Source organism: Stenotrophomonas sp. VV52, assembly GCF_002893095.1.
Taxonomy (GTDB): Bacteria; Pseudomonadota; Gammaproteobacteria; order Xanthomonadales; family Xanthomonadaceae; genus Stenotrophomonas; species Stenotrophomonas aracearum.
This window is the reverse complement of record NZ_PKQQ01000011.1, coordinates 63,361-84,581: the sequence shown is the minus strand read 5'-3', so window position 1 is coordinate 84,581 and position 21,221 is coordinate 63,361. Positions and strand designations below refer to the sequence as shown.

General features: G+C 65.5%; 21 protein-coding genes. 20 read left to right on the top strand and 1 reads right to left on the bottom strand.

From position 1 onward, the window contains the following. Nucleotides 1-161: 161 nt before the first annotated feature. The 20 genes from C2U58_RS20100 to C2U58_RS16405 all read left to right on the top strand — a co-directional run bounded on the left by C2U58_RS20100 (nucleotide 162) and on the right by C2U58_RS16405 (nucleotide 18,476). The gene (locus C2U58_RS20100) at nucleotides 162-320 is read left to right on the top strand and encodes a hypothetical protein (protein ID WP_172448171.1); all 159 of its coding nucleotides are present in this window, start codon (nucleotides 162-164) and stop codon (nucleotides 318-320) included. A gap of 149 nt (nucleotides 321-469) precedes the next feature. Then, nucleotides 470-1,468, top strand: coding sequence for an alpha/beta hydrolase-fold protein (locus C2U58_RS16495; protein WP_102946838.1), 999 nt, complete (start codon nucleotides 470-472; stop codon nucleotides 1,466-1,468). Between the two features lie 85 nt (nucleotides 1,469-1,553). Further along, on the top strand, nucleotides 1,554-2,936 hold the full coding sequence (locus C2U58_RS16490) for an ATP-binding protein (RefSeq protein WP_172448170.1): 1,383 nt from the start codon (nucleotides 1,554-1,556) through the stop codon (nucleotides 2,934-2,936). 55 nt (nucleotides 2,937-2,991) lie between these two features. Further along, the gene (locus C2U58_RS16485; protein WP_102946887.1) at nucleotides 2,992-4,038 is read left to right on the top strand and encodes an ABC transporter substrate-binding protein; all 1,047 of its coding nucleotides are present in this window, start codon (nucleotides 2,992-2,994) and stop codon (nucleotides 4,036-4,038) included. Nucleotides 4,039-4,096: 58 nt separating this feature from the next. Beyond that, nucleotides 4,097-5,092, top strand: coding sequence for an iron ABC transporter permease (locus tag C2U58_RS16480; RefSeq protein WP_102946886.1), 996 nt, complete (start codon nucleotides 4,097-4,099; stop codon nucleotides 5,090-5,092). Next, complete coding sequence (locus tag C2U58_RS16475; RefSeq protein ID WP_102946837.1) at nucleotides 5,089-5,853, top strand: heme ABC transporter ATP-binding protein; 765 nt, start codon at nucleotides 5,089-5,091, stop codon at nucleotides 5,851-5,853. The genes C2U58_RS16480 and C2U58_RS16475 overlap by 4 nt, the downstream gene beginning before the upstream one ends. Nucleotides 5,854-6,121: 268 nt before the next feature. Then, a complete protein-coding gene (locus C2U58_RS16470; protein ID WP_172448169.1) occupies nucleotides 6,122-6,760 on the top strand; it encodes a DUF1120 domain-containing protein in 639 nt (212 codons plus the stop codon). 77 nt (nucleotides 6,761-6,837) lie between these two features. Then, nucleotides 6,838-7,473: a DUF1120 domain-containing protein gene (locus tag C2U58_RS16465; RefSeq protein WP_102946835.1), complete on the top strand. Its 636-nt coding sequence runs from the start codon at nucleotides 6,838-6,840 to the stop codon at nucleotides 7,471-7,473. A gap of 25 nt (nucleotides 7,474-7,498) precedes the next feature. After that, on the top strand, nucleotides 7,499-8,131 hold the full coding sequence (locus tag C2U58_RS16460) for a DUF1120 domain-containing protein (RefSeq protein ID WP_172448168.1): 633 nt from the start codon (nucleotides 7,499-7,501) through the stop codon (nucleotides 8,129-8,131). 214 nt (nucleotides 8,132-8,345) lie between these two features. After that, nucleotides 8,346-8,981 carry a DUF1120 domain-containing protein gene (locus C2U58_RS16455; protein ID WP_102946833.1) on the top strand — a complete coding sequence of 212 codons (636 nt, stop codon included), beginning with the start codon at nucleotides 8,346-8,348 and terminating at the stop codon, nucleotides 8,979-8,981. Between the two features lie 194 nt (nucleotides 8,982-9,175). After that, a complete protein-coding gene (locus C2U58_RS16450) occupies nucleotides 9,176-9,817 on the top strand; it encodes a DUF1120 domain-containing protein (protein ID WP_102946832.1) in 642 nt (213 codons plus the stop codon). A gap of 221 nt (nucleotides 9,818-10,038) precedes the next feature. Continuing rightward, complete coding sequence (locus C2U58_RS16445; RefSeq protein WP_102946831.1) at nucleotides 10,039-10,767, top strand: fimbria/pilus chaperone family protein; 729 nt, start codon at nucleotides 10,039-10,041, stop codon at nucleotides 10,765-10,767. 183 nt (nucleotides 10,768-10,950) lie between these two features. Further along, complete coding sequence (locus C2U58_RS16440) at nucleotides 10,951-11,592, top strand: DUF1120 domain-containing protein (protein ID WP_102946830.1); 642 nt, start codon at nucleotides 10,951-10,953, stop codon at nucleotides 11,590-11,592. A 37-nt stretch (nucleotides 11,593-11,629) separates the two neighbouring features. After that, nucleotides 11,630-12,265: a DUF1120 domain-containing protein gene (locus C2U58_RS16435; RefSeq protein WP_102946829.1), complete on the top strand. Its 636-nt coding sequence runs from the start codon at nucleotides 11,630-11,632 to the stop codon at nucleotides 12,263-12,265. 27 nt (nucleotides 12,266-12,292) lie between these two features. Continuing rightward, nucleotides 12,293-12,925: a DUF1120 domain-containing protein gene (locus C2U58_RS16430; RefSeq protein ID WP_102946828.1), complete on the top strand. Its 633-nt coding sequence runs from the start codon at nucleotides 12,293-12,295 to the stop codon at nucleotides 12,923-12,925. Nucleotides 12,926-13,048: 123 nt separating this feature from the next. Further along, on the top strand, nucleotides 13,049-15,526 hold the full coding sequence (locus tag C2U58_RS16425) for a fimbria/pilus outer membrane usher protein (protein WP_172448167.1): 2,478 nt from the start codon (nucleotides 13,049-13,051) through the stop codon (nucleotides 15,524-15,526). Continuing rightward, the gene (locus tag C2U58_RS16420) at nucleotides 15,523-16,737 is read left to right on the top strand and encodes a DUF1120 domain-containing protein (protein ID WP_102946826.1); all 1,215 of its coding nucleotides are present in this window, start codon (nucleotides 15,523-15,525) and stop codon (nucleotides 16,735-16,737) included. Before C2U58_RS16425 ends, C2U58_RS16420 begins: the two co-directional genes overlap by 4 nt. Before the next feature lie 68 nt (nucleotides 16,738-16,805). Then, entirely contained in the window at nucleotides 16,806-17,108 is a 303-nt protein-coding gene (locus tag C2U58_RS16415) for a metalloregulator ArsR/SmtB family transcription factor (protein ID WP_102946825.1), read from the top strand. A 61-nt stretch (nucleotides 17,109-17,169) separates the two neighbouring features. Beyond that, nucleotides 17,170-18,183, top strand: a complete 1,014-nt coding sequence (locus tag C2U58_RS16410) for a zinc-dependent alcohol dehydrogenase family protein (protein ID WP_102946824.1) — start codon at nucleotides 17,170-17,172, stop codon at nucleotides 18,181-18,183. After that, the gene (locus C2U58_RS16405; protein WP_102946823.1) at nucleotides 18,180-18,476 is read left to right on the top strand and encodes an antibiotic biosynthesis monooxygenase; all 297 of its coding nucleotides are present in this window, start codon (nucleotides 18,180-18,182) and stop codon (nucleotides 18,474-18,476) included. Before C2U58_RS16410 ends, C2U58_RS16405 begins: the two co-directional genes overlap by 4 nt. Before the next feature lie 132 nt (nucleotides 18,477-18,608). On the opposite strand, the gene C2U58_RS16400 is transcribed toward C2U58_RS16405, so the two are convergent. Further along, nucleotides 18,609-20,792, bottom strand: a complete 2,184-nt coding sequence (locus C2U58_RS16400; protein WP_253256771.1) for a TonB-dependent siderophore receptor — start codon at nucleotides 20,790-20,792, stop codon at nucleotides 18,609-18,611. Between the last annotated feature and the right edge of the window lie 429 nt (nucleotides 20,793-21,221).

Below are 21,221 nucleotides of genomic sequence, written 5' to 3'. Positions count from 1 at the left end.
TGCGACAACAGCGTGACGGTGCCGATGGCGGCGCTGAACTGTTTACCGATATGCGCGGTACGTCTACGCCCAGAGGGGTTTCGCGCACGTGTTGGTAACGCGGAAATCCCTACGGTGGGGTCACCGGCCTCACTTCGATGTCGGGCACTCGGAGACACGACATGGGTAACCAGCAGAATCCGCAGCAGGGCCAGCAGAACCAGCAGGGTCAGCAGAACCAGCAGAACCAGAAGGACCAGCAGCGCCAGGGCCAGCAGCAGCAACAGCAGGACCAGAAGCGCGAGCGCAACCAGCAGGGCAGCCAGGACGAAGAAGAATAAGCTGCTGCCCCAACGGAATAACCAAAGTCCGGCCTCACGGCCGGACTTTTTGTTTACCGGTCGGGCGTAGCAAGTGATACCCATTCGCATTTGAGGTACACTGGGGCGATCGCCTTGCCCGAGTCCCGCCTGCCGTGCTTTCCAGCCTGATGTCTTCGTTTTCCCCCTGGTTGCGCAACGTGGGCGCGGTAGCAGTGCTGGGCATGGTGGCAGCCGCCCCGGTCGCGGCCCAGCAACGCAACCCGCTTCAGAAGGTGGGCGAGACGGTGCTGGACCAGCCCGCGCAAAGCTACCGCTTCGAGCGTTTCGTGATCGAAAGTGGGGAGCCCGCGCGCAGGTGGCGGGTCAATCTTGGCGTGCCGACCAGGACATCCACAACGCCGTCGCCGGTGCTTTACATGCTGGACGGCAACGCCGCGGCCATGGTCTTCGACCAGGCGCTCTTGAGCGACCTGGCCGCGCACGCCGCGCCGGTACTGGTGTTCATCGGCTACGACAACGACCTGCGCATCGATTCGGCCGCGCGCACGTTGGACTACACCGCGTGGGTCGATACCGCTGACGATGAAACCGGCACGCCGCAGTCCAGTGGCGGTGGCGCGCAGGCGTTCCTCGAGGTGATCCAGCACAAGATCAAGCCCGAGGTGGAGCGCCGCGCGCGCGTGGATACCGCGCAGCAGTCGCTGTGGGGCCATTCACTGGGCGGGCTCTTCGTGCTTAGCACCCTGTATACGCAGCCAACCGCATTCCAGAATTATATGAGCGCCAGCCCATCGCTATGGTGGAGCCAGGGCGCGCCGCAGGGTGCGATGGAGCGGGCGTTCCTTGCCAAGCCCGCACCGGCCAACGTGTGGCTGATGCTCGGCGGCGACGAACGCAGCGGCAACCGCGGCGTGCGCGACATGAGCAACCCGCGCGTGGTGGCCCACCTGCGCCGTATTGCCGGCGCCACCCCGGATGCTGCGCACGTGCTGAGCGAACGCCTGGCCAAGGTGCCGGGCGTGCAGGTGACCTACCGCGAATTCCCGGGGCTCGGCCATGGCCCGATGCTGCCGGCCTCGTTGAAGGCGACGCTGGCAGCGCTGTATGGCACTGCAGATCGCAGTGGCCCCGCCCCGGCGGGCGCTGCCGATGCCGCCGCCGAGTGACCGTTCTTTCCCTTACCCAGGCGGCAACGCCAAGGCAACCCTTGTGACACGCGCCGCTGGCGCGCCCCTACAGAAGGAGTCTGCTATGTCCCGTTTCGTTTCCCTGCCGCGTGTTGCCGGCCTTGCCCTGGCATTGTCGCTGGTCACCGGCGCGGTGTCGGCCGAGCCGGTGTTCGACGCGCCGGCCAATGGCTTCCGTGGCCAGGTCAGTGCCCGCAATGAAAACGTGGTGCCGGGCAGCACCGCCGAAGTTACCGGTCGTGCGTTCGTGCCGGGCCAGCGGGTGACCCTGCTGCGCGGCGCCACCGTGCTCAACGACACCCCGTACGTGGTCGACGCGCAGGGCAACTTCAAGGCCAGCGTGCAGGTGCCGGCCGATGCAGTGCCGGGCCAGCAGCCGCTGGTGGTGCGCGCCAGCAACCCGGCCGCTGCAGCGGTGGTGGCATTGCGGGTATCGCCGCACCTGCCGCTGAGCGGGCAGGGGGACTTCCAGCAGACCTCCGGCAAGCTCGTCCAGGGCCTGTACCAGAGCGCCTACAGCGCCGGCAGCAATGCACTGTTCGTCACTTCCGCCGTGGGCCGCCCGCCGGTGACGCAGTCGCAGCTGCTGAAGGTGGACCCGAAGACCCTGAAGGTGGTCACGGCGATCACCCCGGCGCAGGTGCCCGATGCCAAGGGCGGCAGCGTGTTCGCCGTGTATGGCGTGGGCGTGGACGATGCCAACGGCAACGTATGGGTGAGCAACACCCGCCAGGATACGGTGGCGGTGTATCGCCAGTCGGATCTTTCGCTGGTCCATCAGTTCCCGGTGGGCGCGGTGCCGCATGCCCGCGACGTCGTGGTCGATGCCAAGCACGGCAAGGTGTTCGCCTCGGCGGCCGGTGAGGACCATCTGTCGGTGTTCGATGCAAAGACCTTCAAGGCGCTCGAACCCATCACCCTGGCCTCGGGCGTGGATGACGAGAAGTTCGTGCCGATGAGCCTGGTGCTGGACGAAGCGAGCGGCAAGCTGTTCACGGTGAGCATCGGCACGCCGGAAGCGGCGGTGATCGACGTGGCCAGCGGCAAGGTCGACAAGGTGATCGACCTGGGCAACGCGATCAGCGCTTCGGGCGTTGCGTTCGATGCGAAGCAGAATCGCCTGTACGTGGCCTCGCAGGGCACCGACAACCTGCTGATCGTCGACGTTGCCAGCGGCAAGGTGCTGCACGACGTGCCGGTGGGTGCCGGCGCGCTGAACGTGGCGTTCGAGCCGGTCTCGGGTCTGGCGTATGTCACCAATCGCGGCGCTGGTACGGTGACCGTGGTGAACGGCGAGGGCAAGGTGGTGGGCAACCTGGACGGCGGCACCTTCCCCAACCACGTGCGCGAGGACGGAAAGGGCAACGTGTTTGCGGTCAACAAGTCGCGCGGCGCCGAAGATCCCAAGGGCGACCGCATCACCCGCATTACCCCGGCCAAACGTTGATGACCCGCGCGCGCGGGGCGGTGGCCCTGCGCGCGCCTGATTGGAGCGATACATGTTGAATTCCCTGTCCCTGCAGCGAGGCGCCCTGGTGCTGGCCATGACGGCCGCCCTGGTGGCGTGTGGTGGCAAGCCGGTCGAACCTGCGGCCACTGGCGCGCCCGACACGGCCAACCCGACTGATGCAGCTGCAACCACGGCGTTGCCGCAGGGCTGGCTGCGCGTTGCTGGCACCGACGTGCCGACCAGCACCGGGCTCACGGCAGTCCTGCCGGTCACGGTCACCTCCGACGACGGTGAGCAGGTGACGGTGAAGGACAGCTCGCGGATCGTTGCCGGCGGCGACGATGTGATCGCGGTGATCGAAGCACTGGGCATGGGCTCGCAGGTGTACGCCGCGCCGTTGCGTTCGGCCACGGAGGCCGGGCGCAACGCGCCGAAGCAGTTCCTGTTCAACCGCACCACGGGCGTGGAGGGCGTGCTCAGCCTGGAAGGCACGCTGTTCCTCGGCAACAGCCTGCGCCGCCACACCGAGCTGGCAAAAAAGCTGCGCGGTGCCGGCGAAGCGGCAGTGGTGATCGACGACCTGCAGCCGGCGCCGGACAAGGTGCGCAAGGTGGCGGCCGCGCTCGGCGTGGCCGAGGCGGGCACGCAGCTGGCCGCACAGGTGCAGGCGCAGCTGGATGAAGCGACTGCGATTGCCGCCGCGAGCAACGTGCACCCGCGGGTGATTCATCTCTCGGCCACCGGCGCCGGCGGCGCGCCGACCGTGGCGGGGGCGGACAGCGCATCGGGCAAGCTGATCGGGCTGGCCGGTGGGATCAACATCGGCACCGAAGCGGGCGTGGCCAATTACTCTGCGCTGAGCAACGAAGGCGTGGTCGCCGCCGCGCCGGATGTGATCCTTGTGACCGAGAACGACCTGCAGTTGTTCGGTGGGGAAGCCGGTCTGTGGAAGGCCTATCCCACCCTGAAGCAGACCCCGGCCGGCGCGGCCAACCGGGTCTGGGTGATGCCGGATGTGCAGCTCAAGTCCGCCAGCGTGGGTTCGGGCAGCGGCGCGCTGGCCCTGGCCAAGGCGCTGGCGGCGCTGCCTTCGCCGTGAGCCGTGCAGCGTGAAAGGGCGTACCGCGCGACGCCGTGCCGGGGGCTGGGTGCTGGCGATGATGGCGCTGGCACTGCTTGGCGCCATCCTCGCCTCGTTCGCGGTGGGGCCGTTGCGCCTGCCACCGCTGGAGGTGGTGCAGGCCGTGGGCGTGAAGCTGGGCCTCCTGGATGCATCGCAGGTGAGCACCCGGGACATGGCGGTGGTCTGGAACCTGCGCATTCCGCGTGCATTGCTGGGTGCCCTGGTGGGCGCGTCGCTGGCCATGGCCGGGGCGAGCCTGCAGGGGCTGTTTGGAAATCCACTGGCCGATCCGGGCATCGTGGGGGTGACGCAGGGAGCGGCACTCGGCGCGGTGGCGGCCATCGTGCTGGGCGCAGGCAGCGTGGGCGGCTGGACGTTGCCGCTGGCGGCATTTGCCGGCGGTGCAGCGGCGATCAGCCTGACCTATGCACTGGCGCGGCCGGGGCGTAATACCGGCACCGCAACGCTGCTGCTGGTGGGCATTGCGATGGCGGCATTCTGTTCGGCGGCGATCGGATTCCTTACCTACATTGCCAGCGAAAGCGAGCTGCAGTCGCTGGTGTTCTGGCAGATGGGCTCGCTGGCGCAGGCCGACTGGGCCGACGTGGCCGCCGCGCTGCCGGTGTTCGTGCTGGGCACGTTTGCGCTGCTGCGGCTGGCCACGCCACTGGACATGCTGGCGCTGGGGGAGCGCCAGGCGCAGCACCTGGGGCTGGACGTGAAGCGCACGCGGTTGAAACTGATCGCGTTCAGTGCGCTGCTGGTGGGGGCGGCGGTGGCGTTCGCAGGGTCGATTGGATTCGTCGGGCTGGTGGTGCCGCACGTGGTGCGGATGCTGGTTGGCCCTGGGCATCGCTGGCTGCTGCCGGTGTCGGCGGTGACCGGGGCGCTGCTGATCGTGGTGGCCGACACGGCTGCGCGGACCCTGGATCCGCCGGCGGAGATTCCGCTGGGTCTGTTCTCGGCTGCGCTGGGTGCGCCGTTCTTCCTGTGGCTGGTGCTGCACCAGCGGCGGAGCGGGGCGGTATGACCGCGCCGTTCCTGCACCTGGACGGAGTTGGGGTGCGCTTCGGCGAGCGCACCATCCTGCATGACATCCACCTGGGTTTCGTGCCGTGCACGTTGACCGCGCTGGTCGGCCCGAACGGGGCGGGCAAGTCCACGCTGCTGGCGGTAGCCAGCGGCGACGTACCGGCCGATGCGGGGAGCGTGATCCTGCACGACCAGCCCATCGCGCACTGGAAGGCGATGGCGCTGGCGCGCGAGCGCGCGGTGATGCCGCAGGACCATGCCGTGCGCTTCGCGTTCACGGTGGAAGAGGTAGTTGCGATGGGGCGCCTGCCACACCCCGCCGACGCACTGCGTGACGCCGCACTGGTGGAACAGGCGTTGGGCCAGGCGGAAATGGCAGGCCTGCGCGCGCGGGAGATGCAGACGTTGTCCGGCGGCGAAGCGGCCCGCGCGACCTTCGCGCGGGTGTTGACCCAGGACACGCCACTGCTGCTGCTCGACGAGCCGACAGCGGCACTCGACCTGCGCCATCAGGAGCGCACGCTCAAGGCGGTTCGGCAATTGGCCGATGCTGGCGCGTGCGTGATTGTCGTACTGCACGATCTCAATCTGGCCGCGGGTTACGCCGACCGCATCGTCCTGCTCGAACAGGGACGCGTAGCGGCGGACGGAACGCCGGACCAGGTGTTGACCCGCGAGCACATCGAGCGTGTATACCAGCAGCCAGTAGTAGTGCTGAGACATCCGCAACGCGACGTGCCACTCGTCGTAGTGACCTAGCGCCGGGCTCCGCCCGGCCGCGCACACCAGACACAGGCACACCGGAACGTCTGCCGCCAGGGTGGGAGGCGACGTTCGCGTACATTCACGTCACGGTCGTGACGCATCTGGATCGAATGCAACTTATTGCACCCCCTTTTGAACGTAATTGCATCTCAAGTGGCGCAATCGACCCGTAATCTTTGCGGCGTTCCACAAGGGTCAATCAAGCACTCGCTAGCGATTGACCAAATCGATTGTTTGACAACCCACTATGAGGAATTACCCCATGAAGTTCTCCACCACTCTGCTTGCCCTGGCCATCGCTTCTTCGGCCGCCATCGCCCCGTCTGCCTTCGCGCAGTCGGCCGACCTGTCCGTCACCGGCCGCATCTTCCCGGGCGCCTGCGTTGTCGATCTTGGCAACGGCGGTGTCGCCGACCTGGGCAGCATCCGCCTGGAGTCGCTGCAGGCGGATATGACCACCGTGCTCGACGATGTCGATCTGAGCATGACCGTTGCCTGCCAGTCTGCAGTGCGTTTCGCACTGGACGGTGTCGACAACAGCAATGACAGTTCGATTGCCCCGGCCCAGTATGGGTTGGGCGTCACCGCGGCTGACGAGAAGATCGGCAGTGCGCGCCTTGGCCTGGTTGACGTCACCGCCGACGGTGAAGCAGCCAAGGCGATGTACTCGGACGATGGCGGCGACAACTGGATTGTTCACCTGTTCCCCGACAGTGTCACGATCGGAAAGGGCAGCATGCTTGGCTTCCAGGTTGGACAAACCGGTCAGGGACCGAGTCCGATCAAGGACCTGCAGGGCACTGTAAAGGTGCGCGCCACCATCGCCCCGACCAGCGAGCTGACCGTGACGGAAGACGTTCCGGTCCAGGGCAATGCCACCATCAACCTGACCTACCTGTAAGTGTTTCAAGGACTCCGGCGCGTCGCCTCTGCGGTGCGTCGGAGTCGACACTGGGGACCATCCGGGAGATAACTACCATGAAGCTTTCCAACACCTTGTTTGCCCTCATGCTGGTCTCGGCTGCCCCGGGTGCGCTCGCGCAGTCGGCCGATCTTTCCATCACGGGGAATATCTTCCCGGGTGCCTGCACCGTGACCTTGGGTGGCGGCGGTGTCGCCGACCTGGGCGACATCCGAACCGATACCCTGTCGCATGACACCACCACCGAGCTTGCGCCGGTGGACATGTCGCTGGGCGTGGTCTGCGAATCGCCGGTGCGGTTTGCGTTCGTGGGCGTCGACAACGCCATTGACAGCACCTTGGTCGAGAACCAATACGGCTTGGGCCTGACGCCTGCGGGCGAGAAGATCGGTGGTGCGGACATCCGCTTTTTCGACATCGATATCGATAGTGCGCGTGGTTACTGGACGCGCTCCTACAACGACGGCGAAACCTGGAGCCCCGGCGACGACGTCTTCATGCAGCCGCCCCTGATGCAGCACTACATCCTGGGCTTCACAACCCAGACGGGCGCCACCACCGGGCCTGCTCCGATCAAGGCGCTGCAGGGCCAGGTGCGTGTGGTCGCCAGGATTGCGCCTGCTGCAGAGCTGACTCTGACCGAAGACGTTGCCATCAATGGCAGCGCCACAATCAACCTGACGTACCTGTAAACCTTGCAGCAACTGGAGCATGAAAATGAATATCGCCAAATCACTGCTTGCCCTTGCGCTGCTCGCTGCGGCGTCGGGCGCTTCCGCGCAGTCGGCCGACGTGGCCATCACCGGCAAGATCTTTCCGGCCGCCTGCACCACCGAGCTTGGAAACAGCGGCACCATCGAGCTCGGCGACATCCTTGCCGAGAAACTGAACGCCTCCGGTGAGACCTTCTGGGGTGCTACGGTGGTGCCAATGACGGTGACCTGCCAGTCCGCAGTACGATTCGCGTTCATCGGCATCGACAACGCAGATGGCACCGCATCAGAAGCGTCCCGGTACGGCTTGGGGCTCTCTCCAAGTGGTGAGAAGATCGGCGGCTACGTCATCAGCTACCGAGATCCCCTTGGGGACCGCGCACCCGTGCACTACACCCGCTCTCCGGACCTCGGTCTGGAGTGGGAGACGAGCGGAAACGACAATCTGACCTGGTTGGGGAAGAACAGCTTCACAGGGTTCTCCGCCGCCTCGGGGGTCGTTTCCGGCCCTGATCCGTTCAAGTCGCTTCAAGTCAACCTTGAAGTCAAGACGTACCTGCAGGGACGGGATGAGCTGACCATCGAAGGCGACGTGCCGGTCAATGGCAGCATGACGGTCGACTTCCTGTACCTGTAATGGGTGTCTTCCCCTGACGTGACTTGTGCGCTCGGGCGTCCCGTGGAATGCGGGGCGCCCGAGCGCACCAACGGCGGGTCTGCGGGGAGGTTTTCACCGCGAGTTCACGTCTTCAGGCGCATCAATCCTGCGCGTGGACGTCCGTCCAAGCCTGGCTGCCTCTGCAGGGAGCCCACGTGTCAATCGGGGGATTGGCTGGCCAAGGGAGCCGACCATGAACCGTTCCGTGACATTGCTCGCATTGGCGTTCCTTCCTACGGCTGCCATCAGCCAAACGGTTTTCGCACAGTCCGCGGACGTCACCATTGCAGGTCGGATCTCTCCAGCATCGTGCGCCGTCACACTGGACAATGGCGGCGTTGTCGAGATGGGCGAGATTCCCGCGAAAATGCTCAATACCAACAGCAACACCGTGCTGGGGCCGTATCCGCTCGCGATTGCAGTGACCTGCGACTCGCCGATACGGTATGCGTTGCAGGGGACCGACAACACCGATACCTCGACCGCGATCCATTTCTATGGGCTGGGGTTGACCCCGGCCGGTGAGAAGATCGGCGGGGTGAACGTGCTGCTGACCGACGTGATCGCCGATGGCGTGCCCGGTTACGGCACCGCCTCACTGGACAGCGGCACCACCTGGGAGCCCAGCGGCGGCGGCGGCTCCAGCATCCTGCGGGTCTCGCTGCTGGGCTTCAACAAGGAATCCGGCACGGTCAACGGCCCGACCCCGATCGCGTCACTCCGAGGCAGCCTGAGCCTGCTGGCCCATATCCAGCCTGCGCGCAACCTGACGCTTACCAGCATCGTGCCGATCAACGGCAGCGCGACCCTCAATATCATCTATCTGTAACCGGCCCAGGCGGCCTGGGGCGGTCGTGTCGCTTCCGACCCTAAATACAATAAGTTGCACTTCGTTTTGAACGAAATTGCATGTGGTGTGGCGCAATCGGCCCGTAATCTTTGCAGCGTTCCACAGGGTCAATCAAGCATTCGCTCGCGATTGACCAATCCGATTGTTTGACAACCCACCACAAGGAATACCCCATGAAGTTCTCCACCACGCTGCTTGCCCTGGCCATCGCCTCGTCGGCCGCCATCGCCCCGTCTGCCTTCGCGCAGTCTGCCGATCTCTCCATCACCGGCAACATCTTCCCGGGTGCGTGCACCGTGAGCGTCGGCAACGGCGGCGTCGCCGATCTGGGCGATATCCGTGCCGATACGCTCAACGCGGACACCACCACGCTGCTGGCGCCGGTCACCCTGCCGATGAACGTCGACTGCGAGTCTGACGTGCGGTTCGCCCTCCAGGGCGTGGACAATACCGCCGAGACCTCGACGCAGCCGGATCGCTACGGCCTGGGCATGACCGCCAATGAGGAAAAGATCGGCAATGCCAATATCCTGGTGGCCGACGTCACTGCGGACGGCGTGCCCGCGCACGGTACCTTCTCCTACGATGAAGGCCTGACCTGGAACGAGAGCCACCCCGGCGGCCACTTCACCCTGGCGATGCCCGACATGCTGGGCTTTGCCAAGGAGCAGTCGGTCGACACCGGCCCGGCCGCGATCAAGAACCTGCAGGGCAGCCTGAAGGTGATTGCGCAGATCCAGCCGACCGATGAACTGACCATCGATGAAGATGTGCTCGTCAACGGTAGCGCCACGATCAACCTGACCTACCTGTAAGCGTTGCACTGCGCGCCGGCGCACCTCCCCCGAGGTGCGTCGGCGTCACACCTTCACCGCCACTTCACGCCTGCAGGCGCATGAATGCGCCCAGCAAGGCAACAGCATCGTCCCGGCACCAGGCCGGGTGGCTTGTGAATCGGGGGATTCATTGGCTGCGCATTGCTTCACCTCATCGCGCGGGTAGTACGCAGCCAGGACACCCTTGAGGAGCTGGTCCCATGGCTATTGCACGATTCGCTGTTCCCGCCCTTGTCGCGGGCCTGGTGGTGTTGGGCAGCGCGCAGACCGCCTGCGCCGACGGGATGAAGCCCGAAAAGTCGATCGTGATCGTGTCGACCGACCCCAAACATCCCACCGTCATGAACGTTACCAACACGGGCGGGACCGAGGACATGCTGCTGGTGGATGTCCTGCCGATCGACGAGGACACGGCGGATATCGTGGTGGTTTCGCCGGCGTCGGCCACGGCGCGTGTGAAGCCCAACGGGACACAGCAGGTGACCTTCACCGCGATTGAGGGCGTCCAGGATTCGTCACAACAGCGCCTGCGCCGGGTGGTGTTCGAGGGAGCGAAGGGCACGCCCAAGCGTGCGCAGAAGCGTAACGAAGTGGGCGTAAGCGTGCGCCAGAACCTGCCGCTGATCATCCATCCGAAAGGACTGCCGCTGGAGCGGGAGCCATGGAAGTTTCTGAAGTGGACCAGGTCCGGCGATGATCTGAAGGTGGAGAACAACAGTCCCTACGTGGTCCGCCTCTCCCAGGAGTTTGAATCATTGCCGTCAAACACCGTGCTGGGGCTGAGCAATTCATACGTGCGCCCGAATACAGCGCTCATCGTGCAGGTGCCGGCTGGCGCAAAGAATGACACGAGGGTCCGTATCCACCCGGCGACCGTGTACGGGTTCCAGACCGATCATTTCGAGGCGCCGATTACTGGCGAGAAGTAGCGGATGCCTTCCGGCGCCTGCTCTGCATGCGGATGCAACACATTGCATCCCGTTTTGAAACACCTTGCATGTGGCGTGGCGCAATCGACCCGTACTCTTTGCGGCGATCAATAGGGTCTATCAGGCATTCGTACTCCATTGACCAAACATATCGCTCGCCAAACCCGTCACGAGGACCACACCATGAAGCTCACCCACACGCTTTTGACGCTGGCCATTGCGTCTGCGGCCGCCTACGCTCCAAATGCTTTTGCGCAGTCGACCGAGCTGACCATCGTCGGCAAGATTCTGCCCGGCGCCTGCAACGTCGCGCTCAGCGAAGGCGGCGTTGCCGACTTCGGCGACATTCGCTCAAACTCGCTTGAGGAAGACACCAGCACCATGATCGGGTCGAAAGACCTGACCATGACCGTGACCTGCGATTCGGCGGTGCGGTTCGCGATGCAGGGTGTCGACAACACCGGCGACACCTCGTTCGTCACCAACCGCTACGGGCTTGGCCGTACCGCCGATGACGAGAAGATCGGCAGTGCAACGATTGGCCTGAAGGCAGTTACCGTCGACGACGCGAGCGGCTTTGCGACCACTTCGTACAACCAGGGTGAAACCTGGTCCGACAGCGTGGTGCCTGGTCCGGCGCCCATCCCGCGCGATGGAATGATCGGCTTCGCGACGACCCAGGGTGTTACCACCGGTCCCGACGCCGTGAAGTCCCTGCAGGGCACACTTGAGGTAAAGGCATATATCGCCCCGACGGCCGGGATGACCATCACCGGCGAAGTTCCGATCCGGGGCAGCGCCACCATCAACGTGATGTACCTGTAACCGTCACCCCGGAACGTCTGTGCCTACGGAGGTTGCGATGATGAAGTTCACCAAGGCTCTGTTGATGTTCGGACTGTTCGCGGCGGCGCCGCGAGTCCTTGCGCAGTCTGCAGAGCTGACCATCATCGGAAACCTGCTTCCGGGTGCCTGCACTACGGTGTTGGAAGGCGGTGGCGTGGTCGATCTGGGTACGACGCTGCTGGAGAAGCTCAACCCGAACGAAGAGACGCCGCTGGGGTCCGTGCTGGTGCCCATGACTGTAACCTGCCAGATACCGGTGCGGTTTGCGTTCATGGGAATCGACAATACCGGCGACAGCGCTTCCGTGGGGACCCGCTACGGGCTGGGGCTGTCACCGGATGGCGAGAGGATCGGCGGTGCCGTGATCAGCTTCAAGGACCCCAACTCCGATGGCGCGACGGTCCACTACACACGCTCTGAAGATGGCGGGCAGCAATGGGAGCCCAGCGGCAATGCGGGCTCCACCTGGCTGGGCAAGCAATCCATCAATGGGTTCTCCACGGCCTCGGGTGCAACCACGGGGCCGGATCCTCTCGCGTCGCTCCAGGTGAACCTGGAGGTCCGCACCTACATCCAGCCCACCAACGAACTGACCATCGACGACAACGTGCCAATCCACGGCAGCGCCACCGTCGACCTGATCTATCTGTAAGCACCCCTACCGGATGAGGATGCCGTCATGAAGTTCGCCACGACCTTGCTTTCGCTCGCGTTTGTTGTCGCAGCTCCGACCGCCCTGGCGCAGTCAACCGACGTCTCCGTCACCGGCATCATCCACCCGGGGTCGTGCGATATCCAGCTCGGCGGCAACGGTGTTGTCGATCTGGGCACGCTCAATACCGCCAATCTCAATACCGATCGGCCTACGGATCTGGAGCCGCGGACGATGACCCTGGCGGTGAGCTGCGATTCCCCGATGCGCTTCGCACTGGAGGGCATCGACAACCGGCAGGAAAGCTCCATTTACACGCAGATGTATGGCCTGGGCATGACCCCGGAATCGGAGCGCATCGGTGGCGCCGAGCTGAGCGTAGGGGATGCCACGGCTGACGACGCTGCCGCCTACGGCACCCAGTCGCTGGACAGCGGCACCACCTGGGACGCGTCCGCCGCGGCACCCCTGAGTCCGATCATTCCCGATGCGTTGCGCGGATTCACTACGGAACAGGGCGTGTCGACCGGGCCCGCGCCGATCACGTCGTTGACGGGCAATCTGGTGGTCGGGGTCAGGATCCAGCCCACCGACATCATGCGCCTGACCGGTGAAGTGGATATCACCGGCAACATCACGCTCAATGTGATTTACCTGTAAGCAGTGTATGCGCGGTAAGGCTGCAACCGCCGGGCGCGGTTGTGGCGGCGGGTGAATCGGGGGATTCATGGCAGCAGGCACGGGGCGATGGGCCAAACACCGACCGTTCAAGCGGCGACATGGATGAGCGGCCTGCTGCTGTGCGGCTGCCTGCTGGCCACGCCTGCGCGCGGGCAGGAAGCGACGGCCGAAGAACCGCAGGATGAGCCGGAGGACGACGACGTACTTGTGTTCGACGCCGACCTGCTGCGTCAGCGCGGCCTGGACCCAAAGCTGGGCGAGTACCTGAGCCGGGGCGCGCGCTACACCCCCGGCAAGCAGACGGTCACGCTGATGGTCAACCAGCAGCGGATCGGCCAGGCGGAGGTCACCTTCGACGAGGAGGGCAGGCTGTGCCTGGACGAGGCACTGCTGGAACGCGCTGCACTGAAACTGCCGAAGGCCACAGGACCCGGCGGCACAGTAGCCTGCGACGACTTCAGGAACGCCTATCCGGCGACCGTGGTTGAAAAGGATCCGGGCAAGCGCACGGTGACCCTGCTGGTGCCCGGCGACAGCCGCCTACCCGGGCGGGAAGGCGTGGGCGGCTATGTGCAGGGTGGGGTGGGCGCGCTGTTCAACTACAGCGTGATGACCACCCGCAGCGACAGCAGCAGCGGCGCCAGTACCTACGTGGCCGCCATTACCGAGGCCGGCTTCAATGCCGGCGACTGGATCCTGCGCAGCCGCCAGAGCTACACGCGGTCGGACGAGAAGACCACGTTCGACGTCACCCAGAGCTACGCGCAACGTACATTCGCACGCTGGAAGACGGTGGTGCAGCTGGGTGAGCTGGACATGTTGACCCCGGTGCTGCCCGGTACCTCGATCACCGGTATCCAGCTGCTGCCCGAAGCGGCATTGCAGGTGGGCGACGGCCCGGTGATCACCGGCATCGCCAATTCCAACGCGCGGGTGGAAGTGCGCCAGCGCGACGTGCTGCTGTACGTCACCGTGGTCGAGGCGGGGCGTTTCACCTTGTCCGGACTGCCGCCGCTGTCGGCGCTGACCGATGTGGATGTGAAGGTGGTCGAGGCCGACGGCAGCGAGCATGGTTTCACCGTGCCGGCCGTGGCCCTGGCCGGACTGGTGCGGCCACAGAGCGGATATACCGTTGCAGTGGGGCGGGTGCGCAACGTGGAACTGGCGCCGGGGCGGCAACCGTGGGTGGCCAGCGCCAGCTGGAGTGGGGCGCTGGGCGGCTGGGGCACCGGGAGCGTGGCGGCGATGGCGGCGCAGGACTACACCGCGCTGGGTGCCAGCGGCTTCGTGGGCTGGCGCTTCGGAACGTCGCTGAGCCCGTACGTGCTGCTCTCACATGCGAAGGATGACGAAGGCACGCGCCGCGGCTGGCATGCGGGGCTCGGGCTGCAGCAGACGCTGGGCAGCCAGCTGTCCTTGAACGCTGGCGTGGCAATGCAGTCGCGCGAGTACCGTGAGCTGGTCGATGTGGTGTCAGCCACCACCGACGACACCAGCCGCGCGCGCTACCGGGAGCAGGCCCATGTGTCCCTGAGCTGGTCCACGCGCTGGCTGGGTTCGATCAGCGCGGGGTACTCGCGCGCTACCGTCTTCGACGGTCGCCCGACCTCGCGCGCATCGTTGTCGTGGGGCCGGAATTTCCGCTGGGCCACGGTGTCGCTCAATGCCGAGCGCGACCTGGCCCAGCGCGACGTGCCGGACAGCCGCAACGACACCGTGGAGGGCGACGCGTACCGGGTGTACCTGAGCGTGAGCGTGCCGCTGGGTGAGCGTCGGCGTGCGCGCACCAATGTGCAGCATGATCGCTCCGGCGAGCGCATCGGGTTGTCCTACACCGACGCGCCCAGCAACACCCTGAGCTATCGGCTGGGGGTGGACCGCGATACGTTCAGCGGCAGGACCGACACCAGTGCCTCGGCGGCGTGGTTGCCGCGCTACCTGCAGACCAGTGCGTCGTACACGCGCTCCAGCCTGGGCAATTCGTCCAGTTCAGTGCTGCTCAGTGGCGGCGTGGCGATGCACGGCCGCGGGGTGACGGTGTCGCCATACCCGATCCAGGACACGTTCGGCATCGTTGCGCTGAGCGACAAGGTGTCAGGCGTGGAGATCAGTACGCCCTATGGGCCGGTGTGGACCGATTCCTGGGGCAAGGCGGTGGTGGCACAGCTGACGCCCTATGCCACCAGCATGGTGGAGGTGGACACCGCCAGCCTGCCGCGCAACATGCTGCTGGACAACGGCGCGATATCGCTGGAGGCGGGCCGCGGTGCCGTCGCGCAGGTCGACCTGGCGACGCGTTACAGCCGGCGCATGCAGCTGCTGCCGAAGCATCCGGACGGCAGCGCGCTGCCGCGCGGCACCACCGCGTTCCGCACCAATGACGACCTGGTGGGCATGGTCACCGCCGGTGGCTCGCTGTTCGTGTACGACGCGGTGGACGGCGAAACACTGGAACTGCACCTGCCTGATGAAAGCGTCTGCACGCTCACCTATCGGCTGGATGAGGACGAGGATGGAGACGTGATGATGCCGGTTGCAACGGTTACCTGCATGCCCGGCGCAGCGGAGCCTTCCCAATGAGTATGCACGGCGTTGCAGCACGGATCCTGCTGTGCGCGCTGCTGCTGGCGGCCTGGCTGCCGGCGCAGGGGCGGATCGACCCGCTCAAGCGCTGCACGATGACCCTGTCGCCGGGGATGATCGACTACGGGCAGCTTACCCGTGCGCAGGGAATCAGCCGCCCGTTCCTGCCAGGGCAGGGACCGGGCCTGGCGCGCGGGCCTGGGCTGATAAGACCGAGCGGGATGGCACTGCCGGCGCACACCCTGTTCCTCAACCTGGTGTGCCCGCAACCGATCAACCTGACCATGCTGTTCCATGCGCCGTCGCGCGACCCGTCCACGTTCGATCTGGGCGGCGCGGGGTTTTACACCCTGCGCGTGCACGACGTGGGGGTGGACGAACAGCCGGTGGACATCGGGCTGGTGACGGTACCCGGTGAGCCGCCCAGCACCATTGCCGAGGTGCTGGAATGGGTGCCCGAGCATGCCTGGGTGCCGATGCGCGCGGGCATGCAGGTGCCGGGCAGCCGGTTGTCGGCGCAGATCGACGTGCAGGCCTGGGTGACCACGGACCTGGCGTCGGTGCGAGACGCGCAGGCGTGGGAAGCGGAAGGCATCATCGACGCGGAGGACGCGCGCCAGTTCGTGGCGCTGGGGCAGCGTGCGCAGGCGATGCCCAGTGCCTGCACGCCACGGCTGAGCCCGGCCTCGCTCGACCTGGGCACGGTGCCACGCAGCAGCCTGCACGCGGATGCGGCCACCGGATTGCCACCGCGCACGGTGCAGCTGCAGTTGAACTGCAGCGGGCCGGCGCTGCTGGCGGTGAAGCTCCTGGACAACCGGGCTGGTGCGGACGCCGCCGGATGGGCAGCGGGTGTTCCCGACCCCGGACGCTTTGCGATCACGCCGCGCGAAGGTGGGGTGGCGGGCATCTATGTGCTGTCGTTCGGTGCGGCCATCGCGGACGGCAAGTTGATGCAGGTAGTGCAGGGCAGCGGCGAACGCGCCAGCAGTTGGGCGGTTCACCCGGAAGGTTCGCCGCTGCAGCGCTTCGATGCGCAGTCGACGGTGTATGGCTTTGCCCAGCCCGGACACGCGGTTCCCGCCGCGGTGGACAATCTGAGCGCACCGCTGCAGGTGGACGTGCAGCTGGCGCCTGCCTCCACTCTGGAGGACGGGGATGAAATCCTGCTGGATGGCTCGGTAACGATCGAGATCGTGTATCTGTGACGCTGCCAGTTTTCAGCGTTCCAGCAGGCTCTCATTGACATATCGGGAAATCCCGATACATTGGCGCCATGGAACTGCTCGATGTCTTCAAAGCCCTCTCCAACCGTACCCGCCTTGAGATCCTGAAAGGATTGAAGGACCCGGAAAAACACTTCCCCCCGCAGGACGAGGGCGATGTGCATGCGGTTGGGGTCTGCGTGAGCAGCATCCAGGAAGGGGTCGGTCTGTCGCAGTCGACGGTGTCGGACTACCTGGCAACCCTGCAGCGCGCCGGATTGGTCGAGGTCAGGCGTATCGGGCAGTGGACGTATTACAAGCGCAATGAAACAACCCTGCGGGCTCTTGCCGAGATCATCGGGAAAGAGCTGTGAGCTTTTGTCCAGACATATCGACAATTCCCGATATGTCGCTATATTGAATCCAGGATCTGACATGAAAGCAGTTGTACTGACGTCGTTTGGTGGGCCGGAAGCGTTCGAACTGCGGGAGGTGCCGGTGCCGGTGCCGCCTGCGGGGCACGTACTGGTGCGGGTGCAGGCCACCTCGATCAACCCGTTGGATTACCAGGTGCGGCGTGGCGACTACGCCGATCTGGTGCCGTTGCCGGCGATCACCGGGCACGATGTGTCGGGCGTGGTAGAGGCGGTGGGGCCGGGCGTTTCTTCCTTCAGCGTGGGCGACGAGGTCTGGTACACGCCGCAGATCTTCGACGGCCCGGGCAGCTATGCCGAGTACCACGTGGTGGCCGAAGCCATCATCGGTTTGAAGCCGCCGTCGTTGACCCATCTGGAAGCGGCGAGCGTGACGCTGGTGGGTGGCACCGCGTGGGAAGCGCTGACGGTGCGCGCGGGGCTGCGGGTGGGCGAGAGCATCCTGGTGCATGGCGGTGCGGGCGGCGTGGGCCATGTGGCGATCCAGCTGGCCAAGGCCATCGGGGCGCGGGTCTACACGACGGCGCGGAAAAGCCAGTTCGAATTCGTGCGCTCGCTCGGTGCGGACGTGGTGATCGACTTTGAAAATGAGGATTACGTAGAGGTGATCCAGCACGAGACCGGTGGGCGCGGTGTGGATGTGGTGTTCGACACGGTAGGCGGCGACACGCTGGCGCGCAGTGCGGACGTGCTGGCCCAGCTGGGGCGGGTAGTGTCGATCGTGGACATCGCACAACCGCAGAACCTGATCCAGGCGTGGGGAAAGAACGCGAGCTACCACTTTGTGTTCACCCGCCAGAACCGCGGCAAGCTGGATGAGCTCAGCGCATTGATCGAACGCGGCCAGCTGCGCCCGCATGTGGGTGCCGTGTTCCCGCTGGCGGAGATCGCGGCGGCGCATGCGTTCCTGCAGCGGCCGGACAATGGGCTGCTGGGCAAGGTGGCGATTGCCGTGGGACCGCTGGCGGATGTTGCAGGCGCGCGGCCTGCGGCCAACCGCGAGCGTGCCGCGTGATCCACGAGATCGCGGTACTGCCGGTGCGACCGGAGTGCGTGGATGACTTCCGCGCAGCCTTCGACGCCGTTGCTCCACTGCTGCGCCGGGCCGATGGTTACCAGGGGCATGTGCTGGGGCAGGGCGTTGAATCACCGCAGGTGTTCACCCTGATCGTACGTTGGCGGTCGTTGCACGATCACACGCCGATGTTCGAGGCCAGCGAAGACCATCGCGTCTTCATGCTTGGGCTGCAGGATCTGTTGTCTGGAGAACCGACGGTACAACACATCGAAAGCACTCTTGTGATCTGAACCGCGCGCGGTCGTGCCGGCAGGGGCCGGCACGACCGCAGGTGGTTCGTCCGTTGGTAGAGTTGGTCCCCAGACAACTGCCGACCATGCTGATCGGTGCTGGGACGCAGGGTACCTGCCGAAGCGCGCGCCTTACCAACCAAATGTGGCGGTGGCCATTACCGTGCGGCCGCTGCCGTAGTAGCAGGAAGAGACGCCGGTGCAGGTGGACACGTAGCGTTTGTCGGCCAGGTTGCTGGCGTTGAGCGCAAGCTTGACGTCGGTGCTGCCGAACTGGCCAAGGTCGTAACGGATCGCGGCATCGAACAGGGTGTACGAAGGAATACGGTACAGATTCGCGCTGTCGCCATAACTGACCCCGTTGTAACGCGCACCTGCCGCCAGGCTGAGCCCGCGCAGGGCGCCGGCCTGGAAGGTGTAGTCGGCCCAGAACGAGGCCGTCAGGTCCGGGACCATGGCCAGCTGCTTTCCGCCGTAAGCACTCGAACGCAGCATTTCCGAATCCATCCGCGACGCCGCACCGATCAGGCTCAGGCCGGCGATGGGAGTAATGCGGCCTTCCAGTTCGATACCGCGTACGCGGCCTTCGTCGCCCTGGATCGAGCACACGGCAGTGCCGGTGGCGCCGCAATTACGATGGCTGGCGACCGGGTCGTCGACGATCATGTTTTCCTGGCGCAGGTCGTACACGGCCAGGGTGACCAGGCCGTCTACATTCGCCGGCTGATACTTCACACCTGCTTCCCACTGCGCGCCGGTAACCGGTTCGAACGCGGTCTGCGTGAAGCTGTCCAGCGGCGACTTGGTGGCAGGCTGGAACGATTCGGCATAGCTGATGTACGGCGTCAGCCCATTCTCGAATACATACAGCAGTCCACCGCGACCGGTGAAGGCTTCGTTCTTGATCACGTTGTGCGGCCCCGGCTGCGAGATGCCGGTGGCGATGTTGCGGGTGGCGCTGAGGGTGTCGTCCTTGGTCCAGTCGTAACGCCCGCCCAGGGTGAGTCGCCAGTTGCCGGCCGCGAGCTGGTCCTGCAGGTAGATGCCGCTCTGGCGGTTGATGCCGCTGGTCGGGGTCTCGCTGGTGATGGTGGGGTTGTACGGGTAGTACACCGGGTTGAAGATGTCGATCGGGCGCGGGTTGCTCATCGCACTGCGCACGCCCCCCCAGTCCGCTCGCTGCCAGTCCCAGCCGAGCAGCACGGTGTGGTCGACCGCGCCGGTGGCGAAACATGCCTGCAGGCGGGTGTCGAAGGTGTCGCCGTCCGAGTCGCCGGTGCCCTGTACGCCGCGACGGTTCTGGGTGCGGCCGTCGGCGTTGAGCGCGCCGAAGGTGACCACGCCGCGGTACAGCGAGTCCACATGCGTGCGGCGCGCGTTCTGGGTCAGGGTGAGGTGGTCGTTGAAGGCGTGTTCGAACATCCAGCCTGCGGTCCACAGGGTGCGGTCGAACGTGTTCCAGTCCGGCTGGCCGATGAAGGTACTGTTCTTCATATGACCGTATTGCGTGGGGTTGAGCGTGCCGGCCATCGGCAGGAACTGGTAGGTGGAGCCGCCGTCGTCCTTCTGGTACATGCCAAGCAGGGTCAGGCGGGTGCGCTCGGCGATCTGCCAGGTGTAGCTGGGGGCGAGGAACCAGTGCTCCTGCGCGGTGTGCTTGATCTGGGTGTTGCCGTCGCGGTACAGCCCGACCAGGCGGCCCAGGTGTGCGTTGTCTTCCGTCCCGGTACCCACATCGAACGCGGCGCTGTACTGGCCGTTGGCTTCCACGCCGAGGCGTAGCTGCTGGACCTGGTCCGGCGTAGGCGTCTTGCTGACCTGGTTGACCATGCCGCCGGGGGCGACCTGGCCGTACATCACCGCAGACGGGCCCTTGAGCACTTCGACCCGGTCCAGGTTCCAGCTGTCGAACATGCTGCGGTTCCACTGGCTGCCCTGCGGGGCGCGCATGCCGTCGAGCGTCACGTTGTTGGCCCAGCTGCCGGCGTCGAAACCGCGGATGCGGAAGTCGTCCACGCGGTTGTCGATGCCGCTGCTTTCCAGGCTGACACCGGCGACGTAGCGCATGGCGTCGTTGAGCGACTGCACGCCACGCGCGTCCAGTTCGGCGCGCTCGATCACGGCGATGGACTGCGGGGTTTCGGCGATGGCGGTGCTGGTTTTCGTGGCGCCGCTGGTGCTGTTGGTGGCGCGGTAGGCGTTGACCCGGACGGCGTCGAGGTCGGTGGCGGATTGGGCCAGGGCGGGCGGCGTGAGCGCCAGCCAGCAGGCGAGGGTGAGCAGGTGGCGGCGGGACGATGCGGGGGAGAGATTCATTCCCGTATTTTCTGGGACTTGCGCATTCAATGCAATTGCGACCTATTCGCATGTGACGCTTTGTCGCGGGTCTCGACCGACCTTGGTGACCTGGCAGGTGTTCTGCTGGGAGAGAGATTGCCACTTCAAGTGGTTCAGCGTTCCACGGGTGTGGCCAAAAACCGCTTGCGCCCGGCTGCCACAGGTCTAGAATGCGCGGCACACCTTCCTGATCCACCGTGATGACTTCGATGCCGCTCCTGACGTTCTTTACTCGTAACCGCGCTTGCGCGGAACGGGCGCGTCTGCCTCGAGGCTCCACGGGCGGCTGATCGATCCACGATCACCGCAGGACCCCAGACAGAGCGCCCACCGGGCGCTCTTTTCGTTTCTGCCTTTCCCACAGCCGCTCCACAACCATTCGAAGGAGAACGTGCCATGCACCAGATC